The 21766-nt window shown below is 46.3% G+C and carries 23 protein-coding genes; 11 read left to right on the top strand and 12 right to left on the bottom strand.

The window, feature by feature from the left end:
• Positions 1–16 precede the first annotated feature (16 nt).
• From Q4491_RS04290 to Q4491_RS04270, 5 genes are all read right to left on the bottom strand, one after another.
• Positions 17–703 carry an RES family NAD+ phosphorylase gene (locus tag Q4491_RS04290; RefSeq protein WP_218384653.1) on the bottom strand — a complete coding sequence of 229 codons (687 nt, stop codon included), beginning with the start codon at positions 701–703 and terminating at the stop codon, positions 17–19.
• Between the two features lies 1 nt (position 704).
• The gene (locus Q4491_RS04285; protein WP_036759448.1) at positions 705–1109 is read right to left on the bottom strand and encodes an MbcA/ParS/Xre antitoxin family protein; all 405 of its coding nucleotides are present in this window, start codon (positions 1107–1109) and stop codon (positions 705–707) included.
• 157 nt (positions 1110–1266) lie between these two features.
• Positions 1267–1932 (bottom strand): DUF2987 domain-containing protein, encoded by a 666-nt coding sequence (locus tag Q4491_RS04280; protein WP_303454988.1) that lies wholly within the window; start codon positions 1930–1932, stop codon positions 1267–1269.
• A gap of 6 nt (positions 1933–1938) precedes the next feature.
• Positions 1939–2625: a glucosaminidase domain-containing protein gene (locus Q4491_RS04275; protein ID WP_303454986.1), complete on the bottom strand. Its 687-nt coding sequence runs from the start codon at positions 2623–2625 to the stop codon at positions 1939–1941.
• Positions 2626–2702: 77 nt separating this feature from the next.
• Complete coding sequence (locus Q4491_RS04270; protein ID WP_303454983.1) at positions 2703–3509, bottom strand: hypothetical protein; 807 nt, start codon at positions 3507–3509, stop codon at positions 2703–2705.
• A 386-nt stretch (positions 3510–3895) separates the two neighbouring features.
• Here Q4491_RS04270 and potA point away from each other — a divergent pair, with 386 nt between their 5' ends.
• The 5 genes from potA (at position 3896) to Q4491_RS04245 (ending at position 9062) form a co-directional block, all read left to right on the top strand.
• Positions 3896–5014 carry a spermidine/putrescine ABC transporter ATP-binding protein PotA gene (gene potA, locus Q4491_RS04265; RefSeq protein ID WP_303454980.1) on the top strand — a complete coding sequence of 373 codons (1119 nt, stop codon included), beginning with the start codon at positions 3896–3898 and terminating at the stop codon, positions 5012–5014.
• Positions 4998–5855, top strand: coding sequence for a spermidine/putrescine ABC transporter permease PotB (gene potB / locus Q4491_RS04260; RefSeq protein ID WP_192017124.1), 858 nt, complete (start codon positions 4998–5000; stop codon positions 5853–5855). The genes potA and potB overlap by 17 nt, the downstream gene beginning before the upstream one ends.
• Positions 5856–5857: 2 nt before the next feature.
• Complete coding sequence (gene potC, locus Q4491_RS04255; protein WP_027252235.1) at positions 5858–6628, top strand: spermidine/putrescine ABC transporter permease PotC; 771 nt, start codon at positions 5858–5860, stop codon at positions 6626–6628.
• Between the two features lie 134 nt (positions 6629–6762).
• Positions 6763–7794: an extracellular solute-binding protein gene (locus Q4491_RS04250; RefSeq protein ID WP_192017126.1), complete on the top strand. Its 1032-nt coding sequence runs from the start codon at positions 6763–6765 to the stop codon at positions 7792–7794.
• Between the two features lie 245 nt (positions 7795–8039).
• Complete coding sequence (locus Q4491_RS04245) at positions 8040–9062, top strand: extracellular solute-binding protein (RefSeq protein WP_225445315.1); 1023 nt, start codon at positions 8040–8042, stop codon at positions 9060–9062.
• An 81-nt stretch (positions 9063–9143) separates the two neighbouring features.
• Here the strand turns inward: Q4491_RS04245 and cobB are convergent, their stop codons facing one another.
• Positions 9144–9863 (bottom strand): Sir2 family NAD+-dependent deacetylase, encoded by a 720-nt coding sequence (gene cobB / locus Q4491_RS04240; RefSeq protein ID WP_192017128.1) that lies wholly within the window; start codon positions 9861–9863, stop codon positions 9144–9146.
• A 386-nt stretch (positions 9864–10249) separates the two neighbouring features.
• Between cobB and Q4491_RS04235 the strand changes: the two genes are divergently transcribed.
• Positions 10250–10786, top strand: a complete 537-nt coding sequence (locus tag Q4491_RS04235; protein WP_192017129.1) for an outer membrane beta-barrel protein — start codon at positions 10250–10252, stop codon at positions 10784–10786.
• Between the two features lie 294 nt (positions 10787–11080).
• Positions 11081–12220, top strand: a complete 1140-nt coding sequence (locus tag Q4491_RS04230) for a transglycosylase SLT domain-containing protein (protein ID WP_303454973.1) — start codon at positions 11081–11083, stop codon at positions 12218–12220.
• A gap of 3 nt (positions 12221–12223) precedes the next feature.
• Here Q4491_RS04230 and Q4491_RS04225 read toward each other — a convergent pair whose 3' ends face one another.
• Positions 12224–12541 (bottom strand): hypothetical protein, encoded by a 318-nt coding sequence (locus tag Q4491_RS04225; RefSeq protein WP_303454970.1) that lies wholly within the window; start codon positions 12539–12541, stop codon positions 12224–12226.
• Between the two features lie 733 nt (positions 12542–13274).
• Between Q4491_RS04225 and Q4491_RS04220 the strand changes: the two genes are divergently transcribed.
• Positions 13275–13985, top strand: a complete 711-nt coding sequence (locus Q4491_RS04220; protein ID WP_192017132.1) for a DUF3581 domain-containing protein — start codon at positions 13275–13277, stop codon at positions 13983–13985.
• Between the two features lie 297 nt (positions 13986–14282).
• On the top strand, positions 14283–15341 hold the full coding sequence (gene rsgA, locus Q4491_RS04215) for a ribosome small subunit-dependent GTPase A (RefSeq protein WP_303454967.1): 1059 nt from the start codon (positions 14283–14285) through the stop codon (positions 15339–15341).
• Positions 15342–15403: 62 nt separating this feature from the next.
• Here the strand turns inward: rsgA and Q4491_RS04210 are convergent, their stop codons facing one another.
• From Q4491_RS04210 to Q4491_RS04195, 4 genes are all read right to left on the bottom strand, one after another.
• Positions 15404–16951 carry a BCCT family transporter gene (locus tag Q4491_RS04210; protein WP_303454963.1) on the bottom strand — a complete coding sequence of 516 codons (1548 nt, stop codon included), beginning with the start codon at positions 16949–16951 and terminating at the stop codon, positions 15404–15406.
• A 233-nt stretch (positions 16952–17184) separates the two neighbouring features.
• Complete coding sequence (locus Q4491_RS04205) at positions 17185–18105, bottom strand: Gfo/Idh/MocA family protein (protein ID WP_192017164.1); 921 nt, start codon at positions 18103–18105, stop codon at positions 17185–17187.
• 96 nt (positions 18106–18201) lie between these two features.
• Entirely contained in the window at positions 18202–18558 is a 357-nt protein-coding gene (locus Q4491_RS04200) for a helix-turn-helix transcriptional regulator (protein WP_027252244.1), read from the bottom strand.
• A gap of 269 nt (positions 18559–18827) precedes the next feature.
• Complete coding sequence (locus Q4491_RS04195) at positions 18828–18977, bottom strand: hypothetical protein (RefSeq protein ID WP_192017135.1); 150 nt, start codon at positions 18975–18977, stop codon at positions 18828–18830.
• Between the two features lie 354 nt (positions 18978–19331).
• Between Q4491_RS04195 and Q4491_RS04190 the strand changes: the two genes are divergently transcribed.
• Positions 19332–19793, top strand: a complete 462-nt coding sequence (locus Q4491_RS04190; protein ID WP_218384815.1) for a DUF411 domain-containing protein — start codon at positions 19332–19334, stop codon at positions 19791–19793.
• 62 nt (positions 19794–19855) lie between these two features.
• On the opposite strand, the gene Q4491_RS04185 is transcribed toward Q4491_RS04190, so the two are convergent.
• Positions 19856–20818: a hypothetical protein gene (locus Q4491_RS04185; protein ID WP_303454953.1), complete on the bottom strand. Its 963-nt coding sequence runs from the start codon at positions 20816–20818 to the stop codon at positions 19856–19858.
• Positions 20819–20995: 177 nt separating this feature from the next.
• On the opposite strand from Q4491_RS04185, the gene Q4491_RS04180 reads away from it, so the two are divergent.
• Complete coding sequence (locus Q4491_RS04180) at positions 20996–21694, top strand: DUF2786 domain-containing protein (protein WP_192017138.1); 699 nt, start codon at positions 20996–20998, stop codon at positions 21692–21694.
• Positions 21695–21766 lie beyond the last annotated feature (72 nt).

Genomic DNA, 21766 nt, shown 5'->3' with positions numbered 1-21766 from the left:
GCCTGCCGGCCCTTTTTTATACCATGCTGATCTCCAGCACAGTATTGATGGCACTGCCATTCCATTTGTACACATAATGATTGGACTGACATACCTTGCTGACCAGGTTTGGCTTGTACAAGGCAAAACAATCATGGCCCTGGTGCCGTACGGAGTGATACAAGACACCATCTTGTCTTGCTTCCTTCAGCGTTATCGCCTCGGCCTGAGAATGCGCATAATTCGTAGGGTGGTAAAGCGCAGAATCCAGATACGTCTTATCTGTAAAATCAACCAAAGCGGCAGAAAACCAAGCCTGTATACTTCTCATCTGGATATCCTGTGACGGCTCCTGGGTATAGCCCAGTATCCGCTCCATGTGGTAACTCGTTTCCTTGATCGCAGTATTAATGTCTCTTGTAGCATAATACGCGCCAAAGTCCGCGGTATTAAAACGGCCCCCATCGGGGTTTACATGGGTAAAGGCGGCCATCACGTAGCTGCAGTGAGGAATACCAACCAGCCTTTCCTCGACCGGCACACGAGCAAACTGCCCGGTTTCTTCAGCCAGACGAGGGTTGGTCAGAGCTTCAACGGCAAAAATAGCTTCAAGCTGATCGGGCTCAGCGACATCTTCATACAAATTGATTGGCGGATACTTGGAGGGAATTAATCGATAGCATGGCTGCTCCCTGAAGGGCTTGAGAGTGTATGCGTTCTGCATGTCAGGACCTTCCTCCGCGCCAGGCATTCAACCGTGTAGCCACTTCGTACAAATCGGCAACCTTGCCCTGGCCCATCACCTCCATCGCACTTCGCCCGGCAAAAAACGGGTGTGAATTAGGCTTCTGCACCCATTGATAAACACTGTCTTCATGGGTAAATAAAATGCGCAGGCATTTATGGATATTCAGTATGTAGCTCATCCGCTCCAGCAAGTCTTTAGACACTTTGGCCGACTCAGGGCTGGCACGGTATTTGTTCAGTGTTGAGCGGCTTGATAAACCAAGCAGAGCCATCTGCTGATTCTGGCTGCAACTCCACTTATCCAGAATGTTGAAAACGACTGGCAGTACCTTATTGCCTGCATGTTCAATCGGCTCATTCGCCGCCACGGTACGGGTGTTCATGATCACCGCCTCAGATTGTCCATTTATGGACTTAGTTTAGCATTAAGTCTATAAATGAACAAAATACTGAGGCTGTAGGTATCAAGCGACTTATCAATGTAAAACAGAGACCGGGCCGACCAACGCCGTGGTCAGCCCTAGATAGCGAGAAGTTAAGTTATTGCGGGGATGATTCCAGCCAGGGTGTAATGCGAATCGCTGGAGATGGTAAGGTCAACACAGTGTTTTCAGGGAGCTGCTTGACTTTCACAATCGCTTTCCCCGCTTCGATGGGGATCACGGCATCGTCAGAAACAGTGATAACACCCGTCTCCTCAGCAGCAAAATGCATCACAACACCGCTGACCTCTGGCATGAACCAGGATGAGAACATTCCCCCTAAGTCATTTAAGAGTATGTCCATTTGCGGTAGCAGGCGATCCAACGTTTCTTTGTTAATGGCTAACCCTAAAGGCTTGCTGACGATAACCTGCATAGACACATCGCAGGTGATTCCATCATCTATCACAAAAGTGACGTCAGGATTTGCCTGGCGCAGGTTATTGTCGATTGGCACTACCAGGGCATTATCGGCAGGAATAACGAGCTCTTCAAAATGCTCTTCTTTTTGCATCCAGCCTTTGCGGACAGTACAGGTTTCACCGGTTTGCTGGTTGATCAGATACAAGGCAATGTTCACATCAGGGTGAGATTCAGCAACATTGTGCTTGAGTTTGCCGAAAAGATTGCTGTAACGCATCTCAATATTCTGCGCCCATACATTACCGGAAAGAGTGAGCAGGCCGGAAGTAAGAAGAAGGGTTTTAATAAAAGAAGTGCTCATCAACGGTTAGCCCTGTTGCCAAAATTGTTTGTTATGACGGATCATACCCTGAATTTCATCCACGTACTCTTGTCCACGTTCAGAATATCGGTGCAGTCCTTCCGCAAGCTTTAACCCGGTAACAGGTTGACCTGCAGCACGCTCGTTAGCTCTGATATCCCGAAGCTCCGCATAAGCGCGATTGCGGTTCACATTCATAAAATAAGCGTGAACCGACTGAGCAGCATCAGAGAAAACGGCGACTTCATGCTTCGCTCCTTCCCCCCTGGCACTGGGAACCAAGCCACAGCCTTGGGTATAACACCACTGTCCAAAATAATTATGCCCTTCAACGGCAAACCGCGACGTCCCCCATCCCGATTCGTTGGCCGCCTGACTCAATACCAGCTCTTCAGGGATCATATCCACACGAAGCAACATAGCATCCAGCCAGGATTCTGTGACAGCGTCACTAGCGAGTTCGTGGTTATAAGCATCGCCAAGCTGGCGGGCTTCACTGAGATCGTTTGGGCTGATCGCTTGCCCGACTTTCAGCTGGGTTTGAATGGCCAGCAAAAAAGAACGCTCCTGACTGACTCTGGCATTCTCTTGCTGCACGAACGGACGTAAGAACGTAAAAAATGATTGCTTCTTATGGTTTACGTCTTCCATGACGTTAAAATCTGGCCGGGTGGCTTCATCTTGGGTATTCACTGCTTGCTTTTCAGGCTCAGCGCAACCTACAAAGAACAATGTGCATCCGGCAACCGCAAAGTGTCTGACATTTTTTATCACGCGTTAAATACCTTGCTTTCTTCTTCTGTTTTATTGCCTTGATCTTCCCCGTCACCGCCTTTATCAACTGTTGTAACTTGCAAGGTAATGCCGAACAAATTGCGGTAGACAATTGCTTTCACGTTAAAGAAGAAAGGAATTGTCCAGATCAATCCGATGCCAGCGGTAGCAAAGGAGATAAAGAACAAAACCAGCACCGCCAGAAAAATGGCCGATAAAGGCAAAATTTTACGGAATGTGGCCACGACAGAGTACTGGATCGCTTTTAATGGGCTGACACGTTTTTCACACACCAGTGTGATCGTCATGCTGAAAGCCATAGTTAAAAACAACCCAATTAATGGGAACAATGCATTACCTATGCCCTGCAGCGAGGATGTCAGCAACATAGTGACAACAGAGACTACGGCAAATGGAAACCCTTTCACCAAATAACGCGGTTTGGTTGGCAGGCCAACCGCATGGTTCAGCGCCATCAGGCTGACACCGGCATACAAGGGGGCGCTTAATACATCCGACCAGAAATTGGCCATAAAACCCGCTTCAACAATATCAGGTGTGATCCCTTCGCCACTGACAATAGCATCAAAGAAAATAGCAGGGTTACCCAGTTGCACTTGCAGCGCTATCAGCAAGAGAGCAAGCTGCGCTAAAAACAGCCCTGCAATTGCTGGGAAGAAGGTCAGAAAATGCTTTGCCGTCACCTTCCAGGCTTCTTGAAGTACCGCGACAGACTCTAAGTCTGCTTTGCCTGACAGCGCCTTGTCGATTGAGCCGCCAACCTGAAGACTTTTATTACTCATGCAGATAGTTGATTCACATTAAATTAGAACAATGGGCCCGATTGTACGCTACCGTTTGCGCTAAACAAATCGCGTCATCGTTAAAAAATGCTTCAATGCCTCAAAATGGTGGAAATTTGTCGTTCAATTTAGGGTTTTGTTCAGATTTCATCTAAGATCAGTAGTCAATTTGCAATCTAAATTCTGCATTATTAGCCTTTAAACCCCTCAGATAATGCGATGAACTCCGTTGAAATCATTTGCAAAACAGATGAACGAAAAAGTCGCCTGTACAATATAAAAAATACTTTGAATTATACCTATGGGGGTCTATCATCCGGCTCCTGAAATTGACCAAGAAAATGCAGGCAAAAAAATTGCAGGCACGATGTGGAGACCAGGTAGAGTTGAACACAAACATCACATCCAAAGAACCGGTTATTCAGCTCAAAGGGCTGAGCAAGAGCTTTGACGGTAAACAAATTATCACCGGGTTAGATCTCAACGTGAATGACGGTGAGTTTTTAACCATTTTAGGCCCCTCCGGCTGTGGTAAAACCACTGTCCTTCGCCTTATCGCTGGTTTTGAAGATGCTGACCAGGGGCAGATTATTATTGCCGGTCAGGACGTGACTGCCGTTCATGCGGAGCAGCGGCATGTTAATACTGTATTCCAGAGTTATGCCTTATTCCCGCACATGACAGTGTTTGAGAATGTTGCCTTTGGTCTGCGCATGCAAAAAGTGCCAGAAAAAGAGATCAAACCACGTGTGATGGAAGCTTTACAAATGGTTCAGCTGGAGCAGTTCGCTCCCCGCCAGCCACATCAGTTATCCGGTGGTCAGCAGCAACGCGTTGCCATAGCGCGAGCCGTGGTGAACAAGCCGAAAGTTCTGCTGTTGGATGAATCACTTTCTGCGCTGGATTATAAGCTACGTAAGCAGATGCAACTGGAGCTGAAACAGCTGCAGCGTCGTCTGGGCATTACTTTCATTTTCGTCACACATGATCAGGAAGAAGCGCTGTCGATGTCAGACCGCATTATCGTTATGCGTGATGGACGTATTGAGCAAGATGGCACACCGCGTGAAATTTATGAAGAGCCAAGCAACCTGTTTGTTGCCCGTTTCATCGGTGAAATTAATGTGTTCGATGCCACTGTGATTGAGCGTATTGACGAAAAACGTATTAAAGCCATTGTCGAAGGTCGTGAGGCTGTGATCCATTGTGATCTTGATGTGCAGCAACATGCTCCGCTTAAAGTGCTGCTTCGCCCTGAAGATATTCGTCTGGAAGAAATCAACGAAAACGAAGAAAGCTGGGGCCTGATGGGCCATGTGCGTGAGCGTACCTATAAAGGGATGACGCTGGATTCAGTTGTTGAGATCGAAACGGGCAAGTCTGTCATGGTGAGTGAATTCTTTAACGAAGATGATCCAGATGTAGACCACTCCCTGGATCAAAAAGTAGCTATCACCTGGGTTGAAAGTTGGGAAGTGGTACTGGCTGATGACGAAGAAGCTTAATCTGCAAAATATCATCATTTCGGTGATTGTAGGATGGTTACTGGTTTTTGTATTCATCCCGAACCTGATGATTATTGGCACCAGTTTTTTGACTCGTGATGATGCAAATCTGATTGATTTAACCTTCACGCTGGAAAACTACGCACGCTTGTTTGACCCTTTATATGGTCAGGTGATGCTGCATTCGTTCTACATGGCTGGCATGGCAACAGTCTTATGCCTGCTGGTGGGTTATCCGTTTGCCTACAGTATTGCCAAAATGCCGGCAAAGTGGCGCCCGTTCATGCTGTTTCTGGTGATCGTACCGTTCTGGACCAATTCACTGATTCGAACTTACGGCCTGAAAATCATGCTGGGCACCCAGGGCGTATTCAATAGCAGCCTGATGGCCTTAGGGATTATTGATAAGCCCCTGCGTATTATGTACACAGAGTATGCGGTAATGATTGGCCTGGTTTATATCTTGCTGCCATTCATGGTGCTGCCCTTGTATTCCGCCATTGAGAAGCTGGATAACACTTATATTGAAGCCGCTCGTGATCTGGGCGCGAACAAGCTTCAGACGTTTATTCGTGTTATTGCACCATTAACAATGCCGGGTGTGATTGCGGGCTGCCTGCTGGTCTTTTTGCCGGCAATGGGTATGTTCTACATTTCCGACCTGCTCGGCGGTGCCAAAAACCTGCTCATCGGTAACGTCATTAAGAGTCAGGTACTGAACGCCCGTGACTGGCCTTTTGGCGCAGCAACAAGTATCGCGCTGACAATTTCAATGGCAATTCTGCTGTATGCCTATTACCGGGCTGGCAAGCTACTCAACCGTAAAGTGGAGTTGGACTAACTGTGGGACGTTTTTTCAAAGTCAGTCTGATGTCGGTAGTGTACGCATTCCTGTACATTCCCATCATTATTCTTATCGTTAACTCATTCAACGCCAGTAAGTTTGGGATGAAATGGGGCGGCTTTACCACTAAGTGGTATGAGCAGCTTGTGAACAATGACAGCTTAATGCAGGCAGCCTGGCACTCACTGAACATTGCCGTTTACTCTGCAACGGCAGCGGCCATTATTGGCAGTCTGACTGCCGTTGCCCTGTTCCGTTACCAGTTCAAGGGTAAAAGTTTTGTCAACGGCATGCTGTTTGTGGTCATGATGTCACCAGATATCGTGATGGCAATTTCGCTGCTGGCACTTTTTATTCTTATGGGCGCGAAACTGGGATTCCTGACACTGCTGCTGTCTCATATCACTTTTTGTCTCCCATTCGTTGTGGTGACAGTGTATAGCCGTTTGAAAGGCTTTGATGTGAAAATGCTGGAAGCTGCCCGTGATTTGGGCGCCAGTGAATGGGTCATACTCAAGCAGATCATCCTGCCACTGGCTAAACCCGCAGTTTTTGCTGGTTGGCTGCTCAGTTTCACCCTGTCACTGGATGATGTAATTGTAAGCTCTTTCGTAACGGGACCAACGTATGAGATCCTGCCGCTGAAAATTTACTCTATGGTAAAAGTGGGTATTTCGCCGGAAGTTAATGCACTGGCCACTGTCATGTTGATCGTGTCGCTGACCTTGGTTGTACTGTCGCAAATCATTGTGCGGGACAAGACGAAATAAGTTGCGTTTAATTTTATCTGCATGATAATCGTACCGAAATACGGCCGAGGAAACTCGGCCGTTTACGCAGGAGACAAAGGTTTGACTCCTGTTTTATTAACCATCCCAGCAGGGATTTTGGAGTTATCACATCAATGAAAAAATGGTCCGCGTTTCTGGCCAGCGCCGCATGCGCCGCTACTCTGGTATCTGGTAGTGTCAATGCAGCCGATGAAGAATTAGTCTTTATGAACTGGGGTCCGTACATTTCTACGGAACTACGTGAACAGTTCACTAAAGAAACGGGCATTAAAGTCATTTATTCGACTTATGAGTCGAACGAAACCATGTATGCCAAACTTAAAGCGCACCCGGAAGGATACGATCTGGTTGTTCCTTCAACCTATTTTGTCGCCAAAATGCGCGATGAAGGCATGCTGCAGAAGATCGACAAGTCGAAACTGAGCAACTTCAAAAACCTTGATCAGAATTATCTGAATAAGCCGTTCGATCCGAACAATGAATACTCTATACCTCACGTTTTGGGTATCACTGGCCTTGCCGTGAACACTGAAATGTATGACCCAGCTGACTTTGACAGCTGGGAAGATCTGTGGGATCCGAAATATCGTGGTCAGCTGATGCTGATGGATGACACACGCGAAGTTCACCATATCGCCCTGAAGATTCTGGGTTACTCAGGTAACACCACAGATCCGAAACAAATCGCTGAAGCTTATGAAAAGCTGAAAGAGCTGATGCCTAATGTACTGGTGTTCAACTCGGATAACCCGGCTGCACCTTATATGGCTGGCGAAGTTGGCTTAGGCATGCTGTGGAATGGCTCAGCGGCGGCGGCTCAGCGTGAAGGCCTGCCCATTGAACTGGTTTGGCCAAAAGAAGGCGGCATTTACTGGGTCGATAACCTATCGATAACCAGCAATGCAAAAAACACGGAAGCCGCTCATAAGATGATCGACTTCCTGCTACGCCCTGATGTTGCCGCGAAAATTTCAGAAGAAACCGGTTATCTGACAGGTGTGGAAGCATCAAATGCAAAATATAAAGACAACCCTACTCTGTTTCCACCTAAAGAGGAATTAGAGCGCGGTGAGTTCCAGAATGCTGTCGGTGACGCCAACATTCTGTATGAGGAAAACTTCCTCAAGCTGAAAGCTGGTCAATAAGCGCTTTCTTTAGGCAACCAAAATGATTTGGTTGCCTTTTTTCTTATCCCCTCTGCTATACTCTCCCACTGATTCTGTAATAAATTCCATACGTTAGTAATGAGTTAATACCTCATTCTGACATATTTTGTCATCTGAAATGACACACCCTGTCCGCAAGAGAGGTGGGCATTAGTATAGCTACCAGAATGCTATGTAGGGCTTCTGAAGTTGGGAGTAACTAAATGAAAAATTGGTCTTCAATCATGGTCGGCGGTCTGTTTGCCATGTCGCTGACATCACATTCAGCGCTGGCTGCAGACGAAGAACTGTATTTCTACAACTGGTCTGAGTATATCCCAGCCAGTGTGCTGGAAGCGTTCACCAAAGAAACCGGTATCAAAGTCATCTATTCGACTTATGAGTCGAATGAGACGATGTACGCTAAATTGAAGACCTACGGTTCAGGTTACGATCTGGTCGTGCCTTCTACATATTACGTCTCTAAAATGCGTGACGAGAATATGCTGAAGAAAATCGAAAAGTCTAAACTGTCGCATTTTAAAGACCTGGATCCTAACTTCCTGAATAAGCCTTTCGACCCAAGCAATGACTACTCGATTCCCTACATTTGGGGCGCAACAGGTATTGGCGTGAATACAGATCTGATCAATGCCAAAACGATCACTGGCTGGAGTGACTTCTGGGACAGCAAATGGCAAGGCCAGCTAATGATGATGGACGATGCACGTGAATTCTTCCACATCGCATTACGTAAGTTAGGTTACTCAGCCAACACTCAAAACCCCGACGAAATTAAAGCCGCTTATGAAGAACTGAAAAAGCTGATGCCCAACGTACTGGTCTTTAACTCAGACTACCCTGCTAACCCTTACATGGCAGGAGAAACCTCTTTGGGTATGCTTTGGAATGGTTCTGCCTACATGGCACGACAGGAAGGCGCCCCAATTGATATCGTTTGGCCTGAAGAAGGTGCCATTTTCTGGATGGACAGCCTGGCAATCCCAGCCGGCGCGAAAAACGTTGATGCCGCACATAAGATGATCGACTTTTTGCTCAAACCTGAGAACGCAGCAAAAGTTGCACTGGAAATTGGTTATCCAACCCCAGTTGCAACAGCCAAAGATAAGCTGCCAAAAACATTTGTGGATGACCCGAGCATCTACCCGCCACAAGCTGTAATGGATGCCGGTGAGTGGCAAGACAGTGTCGGTGATGCGGTATCACTGTATGAAGAATATTACCAAAAACTAAAAGCTGGCCAGTAAACAACCTTTAAGGCGTCGTAAGACGCCTTATTTTTTAGCTTTACTTGTCTATACAAGCCTGCACTCAAGAATATTAATGTACTAGTCAGTTGGCGCTAGCAACTCATCGACGAGCTCAGGGACAATTCTTGACGCCGGTCCATAGCGTTTCTCATCAAATTCACTTTCCACAATACTCGGCTCTAAGTTGAGTTCAAGGGTGTGTGATCCGTGCATTGCAGCCTCATGAACAAAGCCCGCCGCCGGATAAACTGAACCTGATGTACCAATAGCGATAAAGAGATCGGCCGCAACCAGCGCAGAATAAATCTTATCCATTGACTGCGGCATTTCTCCGAACCAGACAACATTAGGCCTTAACGGCGCTGGAATCTGGCAGCAATGGCAGCTGTCATCCAGTGAAATATCACCGCTCCACTCAATAGTTTGACCACTTTGACTGCACTGAGCTTTAAGTAACTCACCATGCATATGAATGACATTATGGCTACCCGCTTTCTCATGCAGATTGTCTATGTTCTGCGTTATCACTGTCACCGTACCGTCGAGTTCCTTTTCCAAACGTGACAGCGCATAATGCGCAGCATTAGGTTGAACAGTTCCACTTTCTAACTGTTGACGGCGCTGATTGTAGAAGGATTGCACCAGGTAAGGGTCTCTGTTAAACCCTTCCGGTGTTGCTACATCCTCAATACGGTGGTTTTCCCACAGCCCATCCTGGTCACGAAAGGTTTTGATCCCCGACTCGGCTGATATTCCAGCGCCAGTGAGTATCACTATATTTCGATAGGGAAAATGCATCTTTCCTTGCCCTTGTTAACGTTTACCACAGTTATACCATCGACCGGACAGCAATATAACTCTTACCTTGTCAGACAATAGTCGTAAGTAGATATCGTATGAGTAATCGTTGAGGTGTGATTAATGTAAACTCTGCCAGATTAAAAGTTATAGTGCATTAAACAAAGCCATTAATCTCGTAATTAAGAATCTAACGGATGATTCTGCTTACACGACATGTTGTTTTGCCATTCGAATTTTTCCTGAGTTTTATTATAAGAATGATTAATAAAATAGTTTATGTATCTTTGTGAAACACGATGAAAACTTTGGAGTATTTATGCAACTTTGAATAGTCTCGTCTATGCTTCACCTGTATCACACACAAAAACAATGGAGTGATGGAAATGAAGCAAAAAGCATTGGCATTATTAGTAACAACACTGTTGGCTAGCCCGGCTGCACTTGCCGTAACTCTGGAAGAAGGTACGCAAGAATTCGGCTTACAAGGTAGTCTGGATCTTGATTATGTGGATGACTATTTATTCCTGTTGAACACCTCCTATGGCTATTTCCTGATGGATGACTGGGAAATCGGGGGGGTTTTGGATGTAAACATGAGTGACAGCACCAAGACCTTCCAGCTTGGTATGTTTACTGAGTACAACTTTACCAACGACAGTAACTGGGTTCCTTATCTTGGCGCCGCTGCTCAGCTAGCCAATCTTTCGGCAGATGCAGATGATGACGTCGATTTTGATATTGAAGATGTCACTGCTTTGAATATTAAAATCGCAGGTGGTGTGAAATACTTCATCAACCCACATGTTGCCATTAGTGCAGAGGTGAACTACAACATCGCGACCGACGATATCAGCGTCACAAAAGACGGCGTTGAGGACAGCTTCACCCGATTCATTTTTGGTACAAGATTCTACTTCTGACAGTTCCTCCCATACAACGCCGCAGCAATGTGGCGTTGTAGTTTCTACAGGTCCCAACCCATTTCACTTTATTGTTTATACCTCAGTTAAATATTTTCGAGAAATCACCGAAAAATTTTTCATGAGCTGTATCAAAAAACAGACAAGTTAAACAAACCAGTCTTGCTATACCTTAAAAAAACACAATAAAAATTTATTGCTGGGTTCGATCAGACTAAGGTTAGCAGGCCGATTATGAGAAACGCTTACCCGTTGTTGGTTTTGTCATTCCAGTTTCTGACAGGCTGTGGATCCATGTCTGTCACCAATGATGCACACAATGAAGCCTTCCAAAAAGCATTGCTGCTTGTTGCAAGTAAAAGCCAGCGATGCCCTATTCCGGAAGATGTTATTGATGGTCGCTATCTGGCAACAGGCTTACCTTCTGATTATTCGCCACCTCCCTTAACTGAGCTATCAATGATCAAAGAAGAGAGTCTCTGGCAAATTCTCGCAAAAGAAAGCGATCTTCCGGTACCAAACAACGCAAGAGTACGGAACTATAAACAATGGTATCTGAGCCGGCCATTACATCTCAAGACAGTATCAAAGCGAGCTCAACCATTTCTTTATTACATCTACCAAAATGCTCAAGCTCGTGATCTACCTATCGAACTTGTTTTACTACCTTTCATAGAAAGTGCATTTGACCCCTATGCTCATTCACATCAAGGTGCAGCTGGGCTGTGGCAGATCACGAAACCAACAGGTAAATCATTCGGATTGCAATTTCGGCCTGGATATGACGGCAGGCTTGATATTATTGCCTCGACTCATGCTGCACTTGATTTACTGGAATATCTTCATGATAAATTCAATGGTAACTGGCTACATGCGATTGCCGCATATAATTCCGGTGAAAGCAGAGTTCGCAAAGCAATCAAAGCCAACAAAGCGCTGGGGAAATCAACCGACTTCTGGTCGTTAGCATTACCCCGTGAAACAGAGCATTATGTCCCCAAACTGCTGGCATTAAGCCAGATAATTAAAGAAGAGAATCATACCTCTCTTCCTTTGGTATACATACCCAACAGCCCAGTATTGACGTCAGTAACGATAACACGGCAAGTGCCCCTTGCTCAGATTGCCAGTGATGCAGGACTGACCGGAAAAGCACTGTATCTGCTTAACCCAGGATACTCTGCCGGGCTAACATTAAGGCAGGAACAGAGCCAGTTACTCATACCTAAAAAACAGCTCAATCACTTTTATCAGCAGCCTGAGAAATTACACTATGTCAAGAATAAATACAGCGTTCGACATATTGAGCCTGGCGATTCTTTATATAAACTGGCCACGTTAAACAACACATCGATCAGAGATATAAAACAAGCCAACCAGTTGGTGAACAATAAAATACATGCAGGTCAGCTTTTGCTTATCCCAGTCAAATAACATTTATTCTGGAGCGTTGCCATTCACAAATTGCCAGGCTTGATTAATTTCCCAGTCAGGCTGGATGGCTAACTTCATCACTTCACCCATATTAATTAACAACTTTACGTCTGACTGATTATGCGATATTGCCAGGCCGACAATGACCCCGGCGAGTAAACAAGCCGGAGCAATCAGGCTACGAATAGCCATCAAACTTGTCAGTGCCAACACCATCAGGATAGTTGCTATATACAAATGCCCTGGTAGCTGTGTAAAAAACGCAACATAAATAGCAACGGCCTGAATGATTGCGCCCACAACTAAAAACACGATTGTCATTAATCCACCACAATAAATATTTTTATCTTATTTTTTATGAGTATAGACAAATATTTCGTCATAGGATGAAATTCTTATCATCATTTTTTATGTGAATTTTTTATGCTTATACACCAATTCTCAGTCTAATTGTTAAAACGAACTATACTGAAAATAAAGAAAGTGCCTTTCTTGCAATAATGAAAGGAGCATAACAACAGTGAGCAGTCACCGGGGGAGTATTCATGCATCATGACGAAATGATCGTACCAAGCGCCGTTGGTCTTATCGGCCGGACAGCAAGTGTGGCCGGTTTCATCTTAGCGGCAGGACTGCTATTAATGCTCTTTTAAACTCTACTCACTGGCACATCCAACTGAACGTCAACTGCCTGAGCACAAACTGGCGTTCGAGAGCGAATGCATTGACAGTTGTAGACGACAATTAGCATCAACCACATGAGATAAAATTTGGGTACTCAGCCAGCAATACTGACAGAGTACCCATTAGCATGCAGTTTCCCTACCGCTTATAATATCTGGCTCTTCTACACGCACAGATGGGTGATTCAGCAGAGCTGATTACAGCTCAAAGGTCTCGGATATTACCCTAGTATGTGATTTGTTGCATCACTTTTGTTTTCACCTCTGAATCAAATCAGTGTTCTGCCACATTTTCAGCTGGCTAGACCATTTACTCTGTTGATATCAGGTAAACTACCAGGATTACGATGATCTAAGGTAGTTCCAACTCAATGTTTTTAGATTCTTACTTCGCCGAGCATAATGGTGCTTATACATTTACCCGCGAACAAGCCAGCCATTTTGCCAAAAAAGTCGCTGGCGATTTCAACCCAATCCACGATGCCGATAACAAACGTTTTTGTGTTCCGGGCGACCTCCTCTTTTCTGTCATGCTGGCAAAAACAGGATTGAGCCAGAAAATGCGTGTGGAATTTGCAGGTATGATCACCGATGGCGTAGCCCTGGCTATCAACACGAAATCATCCAACGATCTGTCACTCGTCGATGAAAAAGGCAAAGAATACCTTCACGTCCTTCGCGAAGGTGAAGTCACCCACAATGCCAGCCTTATCGAAACAGTTACCAAAAATTATGTGCAATTTTCCGGAAAGAATTTCCCGCACATCATGGTGCCTTTAATGGAATCTAAGCAGGTAATGATCAATCCTGCCCGCCCGCTGGTTATCTATGAAAGCATGGAACTGGAATTCAGCCGGCTGGACCTTGAAGCGCCAACCGTTGAGCTTACTGATTCCATTCTCGAATCTGACGGTAAGCGTGGTAGCGTAACGCTGGCATTCAGCTTTACAGAGCACGGTGAAGTCGTGGGTGAAGGTCGTAAGCGTATGCTGATGAGTGGCCTTAAGCCATACTGCCAGAACGACATAGATGATCTGGTCGCCCGCTTTAACGCCAGAAAAGAAGCTTACCAGGCAGCATAATTTGACAAATGTGTCTGGAAACCTTAAACCGCTTCTAGACACACTTTACTCCGCCTGCTACATTTCATGCACTTAATACCTGTTTATTACTTTGGAGGACACAAGATGATTGTATTAACAACTCTCTGGGCACAGAAACAGGCAAAAAACCAGTAAGCGAAAAAGATAACAGGACACCCTCTCCGCTTCTGCCCTTTCCTCTTCTATTGCCCGGTTCTGAATAACCGGGGACATATTGCCCCTGAATTTTACCATTTCAGTTAATGACGCCTGTGCTGCGTCAGGGGTAAACACATCATGACAACAACGATTTCTACACCAACGTATTCTTTGCAAAAACTTGGTTGGAAACCTTATTTTCAACAGCAGCTGTCTCTCGACGAATGGGATCAGATGAAACCAGCCCGGGTATGTGCTTTACACAGAAACCGACTGGACGTTTTCTCAGAGCACGGCCATTTGTCGATACCTGTTCTGCCTAATATGCCTGTACTCGCTGTCGGAGACTGGATATTACTGTCTGGCGAAGACCATTTTGCCCGCCTGCTGGAGCGCTTTTCCCGCTTCTGGCGAAAAGCCGCAGGTAGCAAAATTGAAGAACAGCTCATCGCCAGCAATGTCGATACCGTTTTTATCGTCTGCTCACTGAACCAGGATTTTAATCTCAGTCGTATAGAGCGTTATCTGGCTCTTGCTCACCAGTCTGGTGTTGAGCCAGTTATTGTTCTGTCTAAGGCCGATTGTGTTGACGATCCCACCCTTTACGTCGAACAGGTACATCACATCGATAACATGTTATTGGTTGAGTACGTCAATGGATTAGACAGAGACAGTGTCGATAAACTGGCACCTTGGTGCAGAACAGGTAAAACGGTTGCTTTTCTGGGCTCTTCGGGTGCAGGGAAATCAACCCTGGTCAATACCCTGCTTGCCACTGAAACACAGCAAACAGCCAGTATCAGGGAGGAAGACAGTAAAGGCAGACATACCACGACCGCAAGGTCACTGCATCTGATGCAAGGTGGCGGTCTTCTGCTGGACACACCTGGTATGCGTGAACTCCAGTTAGCCGACTGCAGTGAAGGTCTGTCAACCACCTTCGCGGATATAGAAACGCTGGCAGAACAATGCCGGTTTGGCGACTGTGCTCACCAGTATGAGCCTGGCTGCGCCGTACTGGCTGCCATTGAATCCGGCGCGTTAGAAGAACGCAGGTTGCGCAATTATCTCAAGCTGAATCGCGAAGTGACCTTCAATACTGCCAGCATTGCGGAGAAACGAGCCAAATCGAAACAGCTGGGGCGCATGTATCGTACGATACAAAGCACTAACCGGAAGCATAAAAATCGGGAGTAACCAGCAACGAATAAACAACGCCCTCCGAAATGAGGGCGTTGTTTCAGGGTGAAAAAGTCTTGCTACTCAGTAACCAGCAAACTCTCAGATGGGGCAACTTCTGTTTCTCGGTGTAGCCTGATGGCGGCCAGCGGACCAGTCAGTAATGTGAAGACCATAAGCAATGAAACAGGTACAGCCGTAATCACAATAAAAGATTGCAGGGCATTCAATCCCCCATCACCGGCCAGCAGTAATACCGCGGCCACAGCCCCCATTGCGATCGCCCAGAACAAACGATGCCCTCTGGCCGGTTCATTCTTACCTGAGGTCACCATCGCAATGGCATACGCCATAGAATCCCCGGTTGTGACAACAAAAGTTGTCGTCAGCACAAGAAAAGCCGGAATGAGCCATTCGCTGAAAGGCAGTTGAGACAAGGTTGCTAATAACACTGCAGGCAAGCCCCCTTCACTTAAGGGTTCTGAAATGACACCAGGTTGAGTCAGTTCAAAATAAATACCTGAGCCGCCAAGCACAGTAAACCAGAAATGGGTCACCAGAGGCGCACCGATAGCCACTGTCATGACCAGCTCCCGAATACTGCGGCCAACCGTGATGCGGGCAATAAAGATTGCCATCATAGGCGCGAAGCCGATAAACCACCCCCAGAAAAACCATGTCCACCAGGCGTTCCAATCCGGAGAAGCGTTTGTCAGGCTCATCGCAGGAAAGTGCTGGATATAAACAGTCATCGCTTCGGCAAACTTTTCAAAGATGAAGCCCGTTGGCCCCAGCAATAACATAACCACCAGCAGCAAGACGGCGACGATCACATTAAAGCGACTCAACCACTGCAGTCCCTTATCCATCCCTGTCGCTGCAGATAAGGAATAAATTGTGACCACTACCGCCAGCAAACCAATCTGAGTCAGTACCGAGTTATCCAATCCGGCAACAACATGCAGGCTGTAACCCAGTTGTGAGGCTAAAAAGCCTATCGGTCCGATTGTGCCAGCGGCGACGGCAAGTATTGAGCTTGCATCAATCACCGAACCCAGCCAGTGATTTTCCAGCCGGTCACCCACCAGCGGATACAACAAAGCTCTCGGTCTGAGCTTGATCCCTTTCTGATGGTGCGCATACATCAGCACGATTGTTGCTAATGTACCCAGCACAGCCCAGGCCAGAAATCCCCAGTGCAAAAAGCTTTGACTCAGCGCAGGCGCAGCCGTTTCTGGCTGACGCGCCGCCAAGCCATCAAAGGATGGCGGCGTGGTAACGAAGTGATAAATAGGCTCAGCTGCAGACCAGAACACGCCGCCACCAGCAAGCAGAGTGCACATGATCATGGCCGTCCAGCGAAACTGACCGATTTCAGGCCGTTTTGTATTACCGAGCTTTATTTTGCCCAGGGGCGACAGCGCCAGACACAGTGCAAGAATAAAGTTCAGTACCATCAGCCATTGCCAAAAGTAGCCGAAGCTAGCGGTTGAAAGTGCAAAAAGGGATTGGATGGAAGAGGATACCCATGACAGGTCTACCAGCGCAGCAATCAGGAACAGACTGAGGAAACCAATAGTTAGAGCTGAAACCATTTTATCAGCACTATTTCGTTCGTAGGTTTGCATAAAATTCTCACCAGTTGTGTGAGGGGACGCACATTACCAGCTTAGAAACAGTAAATCTAACTCCATTGGTCAAATTAAGCTCAAAAAACAGCCAAAGAGAAGTAAGTGGTGAATTATTGAACAGGTAAACAAACCTGCATTGAATTTCCTTGCATTCTGAAAAAAGTTTGAACTCGAACCAATTTCCAATAACCAGACCCGTCAGATCTGGTTAAATTCAAGGGTCTCTGAGGCTATGGTTTGACTTTCTGGCAGATGGCTTCAGCAAGATAGTGAGTATTCAGGTTTCGTGCCACCAGAGAGGCTTCCATTTTTCCGTTCGCCACCACATCCAGCCAGTGGGCAATCATGGCAGTAAACCCTTTACTATCGAGCATGGGGGTCCAGTCTGGCAGCGCCAGCGCCTGTTCACGGCCTTCATCCCATTGCTTACCCGTTACCAGGGAATCAAAATGACAGGTCAGATTCTCATAGTTGATCGTCACATGTTCTGCTGTCACGCCATTCAGTCGATTCATTGATGCCTGAAATATGGCTTCATCAAGCTGCCATTCAACATCCAATCGCGCAAGTTTTCCCTGGTGAGACTGAGTTACAATATGCAGATCATTTTCACTCACCTGCCCGGAAATATTCACGCTGTCCAGCGCATGGATAAAATCATCAAACACAAAGGTTCGGGTATCACCGGGCAGATTCAGTCGGTGTTTTTGCCATTTCAAACCCAGTAATTTCTTACCCTCAGTCACTGACGAATCGCTCAGATAAGGCTTTATCAGTGGTAAATATCGGCGATTAAAACCAAGGAACAATGGGCATTGTTTTTCTTCGGCCAATTCATAAAGAGTCTCGCACTGCTGGTAATTATCGGTAAGAGGCTTATCAACGAAAACGGCAATGCCTTGATTCAGAAAAAAGCGCGCAATATCAAAATGGGAAGAGGTTGCGCTGTGGATCATGACACCGTCTACGCCCAGCGCCACCAGTCCGCGATAATCTGTCACCGCATCCTGAATTCTGTGTGTTCGGGCAAGTTGCTTTAGTGTGTCTTCATTGCGGGTACAGAATACCAGCTCAAGGTCCGGCCATTGAGTGAGTACAGGCAAATACGCTTTGCGAGCTATATCCCCTAAACCAATAATGCCAATCTTCATCATTCCTCCTTGTTAAAGCCCAAATGGCCGATACAAAAAAGCCCTCGTCTGTGACAAGGGCCTGATTCGCTGATTTGCAAACAACACGTGAACTGATCAGTGAGTTGTCACGCTGTGCTCATATTCAACAACGATTTGATTGCCACTATATCGCACATTTTTGATATTGCCATCAACTATATACGTATTTGTTAATGTGACAGTGTTAGGCAAACTGCTGCCAATCTGCTCCCTCAGAGAAGGAATGGTAAGTACAGGATCAACACCCATATACTGACAGAACTGACTGACAAAACGATGTTCAAGCGGTAAGTTACCACGCAGAATGTCAGAGAAAAACAGCTGGCTTACCCCAAGTTTCTTGGCCATTTCAATCTGAGTCACCCGCATTTTTGCCTTATAGCTCATCCATGTTTCATAGAGTACTTTTCTGTCTTCTTCTGTGTATTGCATACCTGTTCCTAGCGCAAAAAAATGTCAATTCACCGCAATTAAAGCCTAAACCCTGTCAGGAAATGTCAGAAAAACGTTAGGCTTGTTCCAAATGCGACCCTCGCAAACCCGCATAGAATCTGGGTACAAGGCAGTTCCCTATCTTTCAGCAAGTTAGAAAACTTACCGTTTCTTGATTTTGGTTATGAATCCAATTTGTACTGGGGTTATAATCTACAACATTGATCATTAAGGAAGACACTCGCTAACAGCATGTTGACTCAGTTGCTTCACCAGCCGCATTGTTCAACGAACAGGATAATCATTGTTATCTTGTGCTTGCTGTTGCTGCCGATCAATAACGCCAGTGCAACTTTATTCCCGGCAGTCATGTCAGACGGATGTCCGTCGGTAATGACAAACTCAGACTGTTGTGCCAATACTGTTACCTTACTTGCGAGTAAAGCACCCCATACCTCCTGCCAGGACGAGCTTCTGCATTCGGGGTGCTTACAGCATTGCCAGTCTTCCTGCCATACCACATTGATTCTTCCCGCTATTTTAGCGGCTCCAGTTTTGATGGCTGCAAGCCACAGTAACCATCCCTATTTATTAGGGTACTGGGACGAACCGGTCTCAACACTGTTACGGCCTCCTATTCATCTGTAACACAACGCTATTTATGTACTGCCTGAGTGACGCTTTCGATGAGTGCAGCTTTTCGATTGGCGCAGCCCGATTAAAGACTGCTGAGCCTGTATGCCCAGCATCACAGATGAATAAAAGGTTAAATGATGAAAAAATCACAATATCTCCTGACTGCCACACTGTTACTGGCGGCTTTCCCCTCGATAGCTGCCGATACGATCAAGGGAAAGAATTACCAGTCTCCGTCCTGCGGTTGTTGTAAAGATTGGGTAAAACACATGAACAGTAATGGTTTTGAGATTGAAATGAACATGGCAAATAATCTTCATCCAATCAAACAAGCCAATGGGATACAACCTGAGTATGCATCCTGTCATACCGCTATTATTCAGGGGTACGTCTTTGAAGGCCATGTGCCTGCGCAAGATGTGCAACGATTTCTGAAGGAAAAGCCCGCCAATCTGAAAGGCCTTGCTGTGGCTGGTATGCCGATGGGCTCACCAGGCATGGAGTATAACGACCAGAAAATGCCGTATGACGTCGTCGCATTTGATGAAGAAGGCAACACAATCGTCTGGGCCAGCCATAATCAGGCTCAGACTCAATAAAGTGCAGATAAAGGCCAGGTATTCTGGCCTTTTTTCTTTAACTACCTGAGTTTTTTCAAAGCTTATTTCTTTAGCAACTTAGCGAACCATTGCCTGTTGGGATCCTGAGTGAGCGCCCAGTGGGTATCCTCTTCTCTCTTCTCCAGATAAACCTGCAAGCCTGTGAAATAACGAAAAGCTGTCAGTTCTGAATCCTGACTGAAATGCGCCAGAAAAGCGTCTTCCAGTTCGGCCAACTGCATCAACGTTGTCACACCGTTTTGCAAAGCCCATTGCACCGCATACGGAGAAACTTCGGTGCGAAAAAGTATCTGGGGTTCAATATACTTGATGCCAACCTCAATGCCCTGACTGAGCGAGACGGTCTGTTCAGATTCTGCCTCTTCCTGCAGTCTTTCTCGCAAACTGGCCAGACTGACGGCACGCTGAGCGTCTGAATAACCATGGGTGGTTTTACAAAAGCGGATAGCAAACCCTAACTGGTGACGTCCAACCAGCTCTAAAGTTTGTTCAAGGTATTCCTGCGGAATCACGTAACTTTTGGCCAATTGCTCAACGGCCTGTGAAATATTGGGATAAATAATACCATTATATTCAACCTGAAAAGCATTACTTAGCTGCCCCACCGGCTGACCATCAATCGCCAGCGGCCAACCCGGATAATTAACTCTGTCCCGTGCAATTTCAAACATCATCCAGGCGCTGTGTTTAAAGCCTTCAAATGCCTTACCTTCCAGTTCAGAGTCTTCCAGCTCTTCTCTGCTCCATTGTGCACCTATCTGTAAATGCTTCTGATACTGCTGATGCAAGCGCCCTTTCACTCTGTCACGCAGTATATCCAGCCCGCTTGCTTTGGTGCGGGAACAAAAGCCATAGCATTCTTCGCAGCAAGGTACTTTGACCGGCGGATCATTATCATAGTTAGGCTCAGGACGGAACACATGGCATTCATAGTAAGGCTCACCGCAAAACCAGCAGGTATGGCGAAATTCAAATGGCACATCGATAGACTGGACAATCGTCATTACTTAGCTCGGTTTGATTTGCAAAAAGTGCGGCTCATTATGCGGTTCAACCACAATCAGTACAAGGCAAGCCCTTCATTTCCCATTCATCGCAAAAGAATACCAACAGAGAACTTTGCCTTCCTGATAGCGAACACGCTAAAATACGTGACCGTTTTTTTAATGTGAGTGGTGTGGATGTCTGAACAAAAGCGAAAGGCACTGAAAAAAATAGCCAAATGCCTTGAGTTAGGTAACTCGGCCAACGTCAATGAAGCAGCGCAAGCCATCAAAATGGCTCATCGCCTCATGCTCAAGTACGGCCTGGAGCAAGATGACATTGAATTCATCCAAATGGGCAAAACAAAATCAGCCACCCTGTTACCGTCAGACATCAGTTCACACATTTTGAAAATCATTCGTGGGATCAACCGCCGCTTTGGTGTCGAATGTGTGCTGACCAATTACAAAGGACTCAAACAGGCTGAGTTTATTGGCGTGGCCGAACGTGCAATTTTCGCCGCTTTTGCCTTCGATGTCGTGTACCGCGAAATGAACCAGCAAACCGGCCAGTTCCGTAACAGCTTTGCCGGCACAGGAGCCAGTACAACCGAAGTCACACGCCGTGTTTCCTCTTTCCTTGCAGGCTGGATAGAAGGCGCGCTGGAAAAGCTACCGATGCTGAACACCGACGATGACCATGACAAACGCATGAGTAATTTCATCGACCGTGAATTTGAAAACCTGGATCGTGAAACCTTCAAAAAACAATTACAGGAAGCCATGAAGGCGATGACAGATGATTACGAGAAAGGCATGAAAAAAGGCCGCTCTATTTCGGTTAACCGACCGGTCGGCGGAACACGCAAAGAAGCAACCAAGCTGCTGGAGCAGTAACTGCACAGCGTACAACATCATTAAAGAAACAGCATAATTAAACAACAAAATAGTCAAAAAATCCGGTGCCTG

The organism is Photobacterium sp. 2_MG-2023, assembly GCF_030547675.1.
Classification (GTDB): domain Bacteria; phylum Pseudomonadota; class Gammaproteobacteria; order Enterobacterales; family Vibrionaceae; genus Photobacterium; species Photobacterium arenosum.
This window is presented reverse-complemented; position numbering and strand designations above follow the sequence as displayed.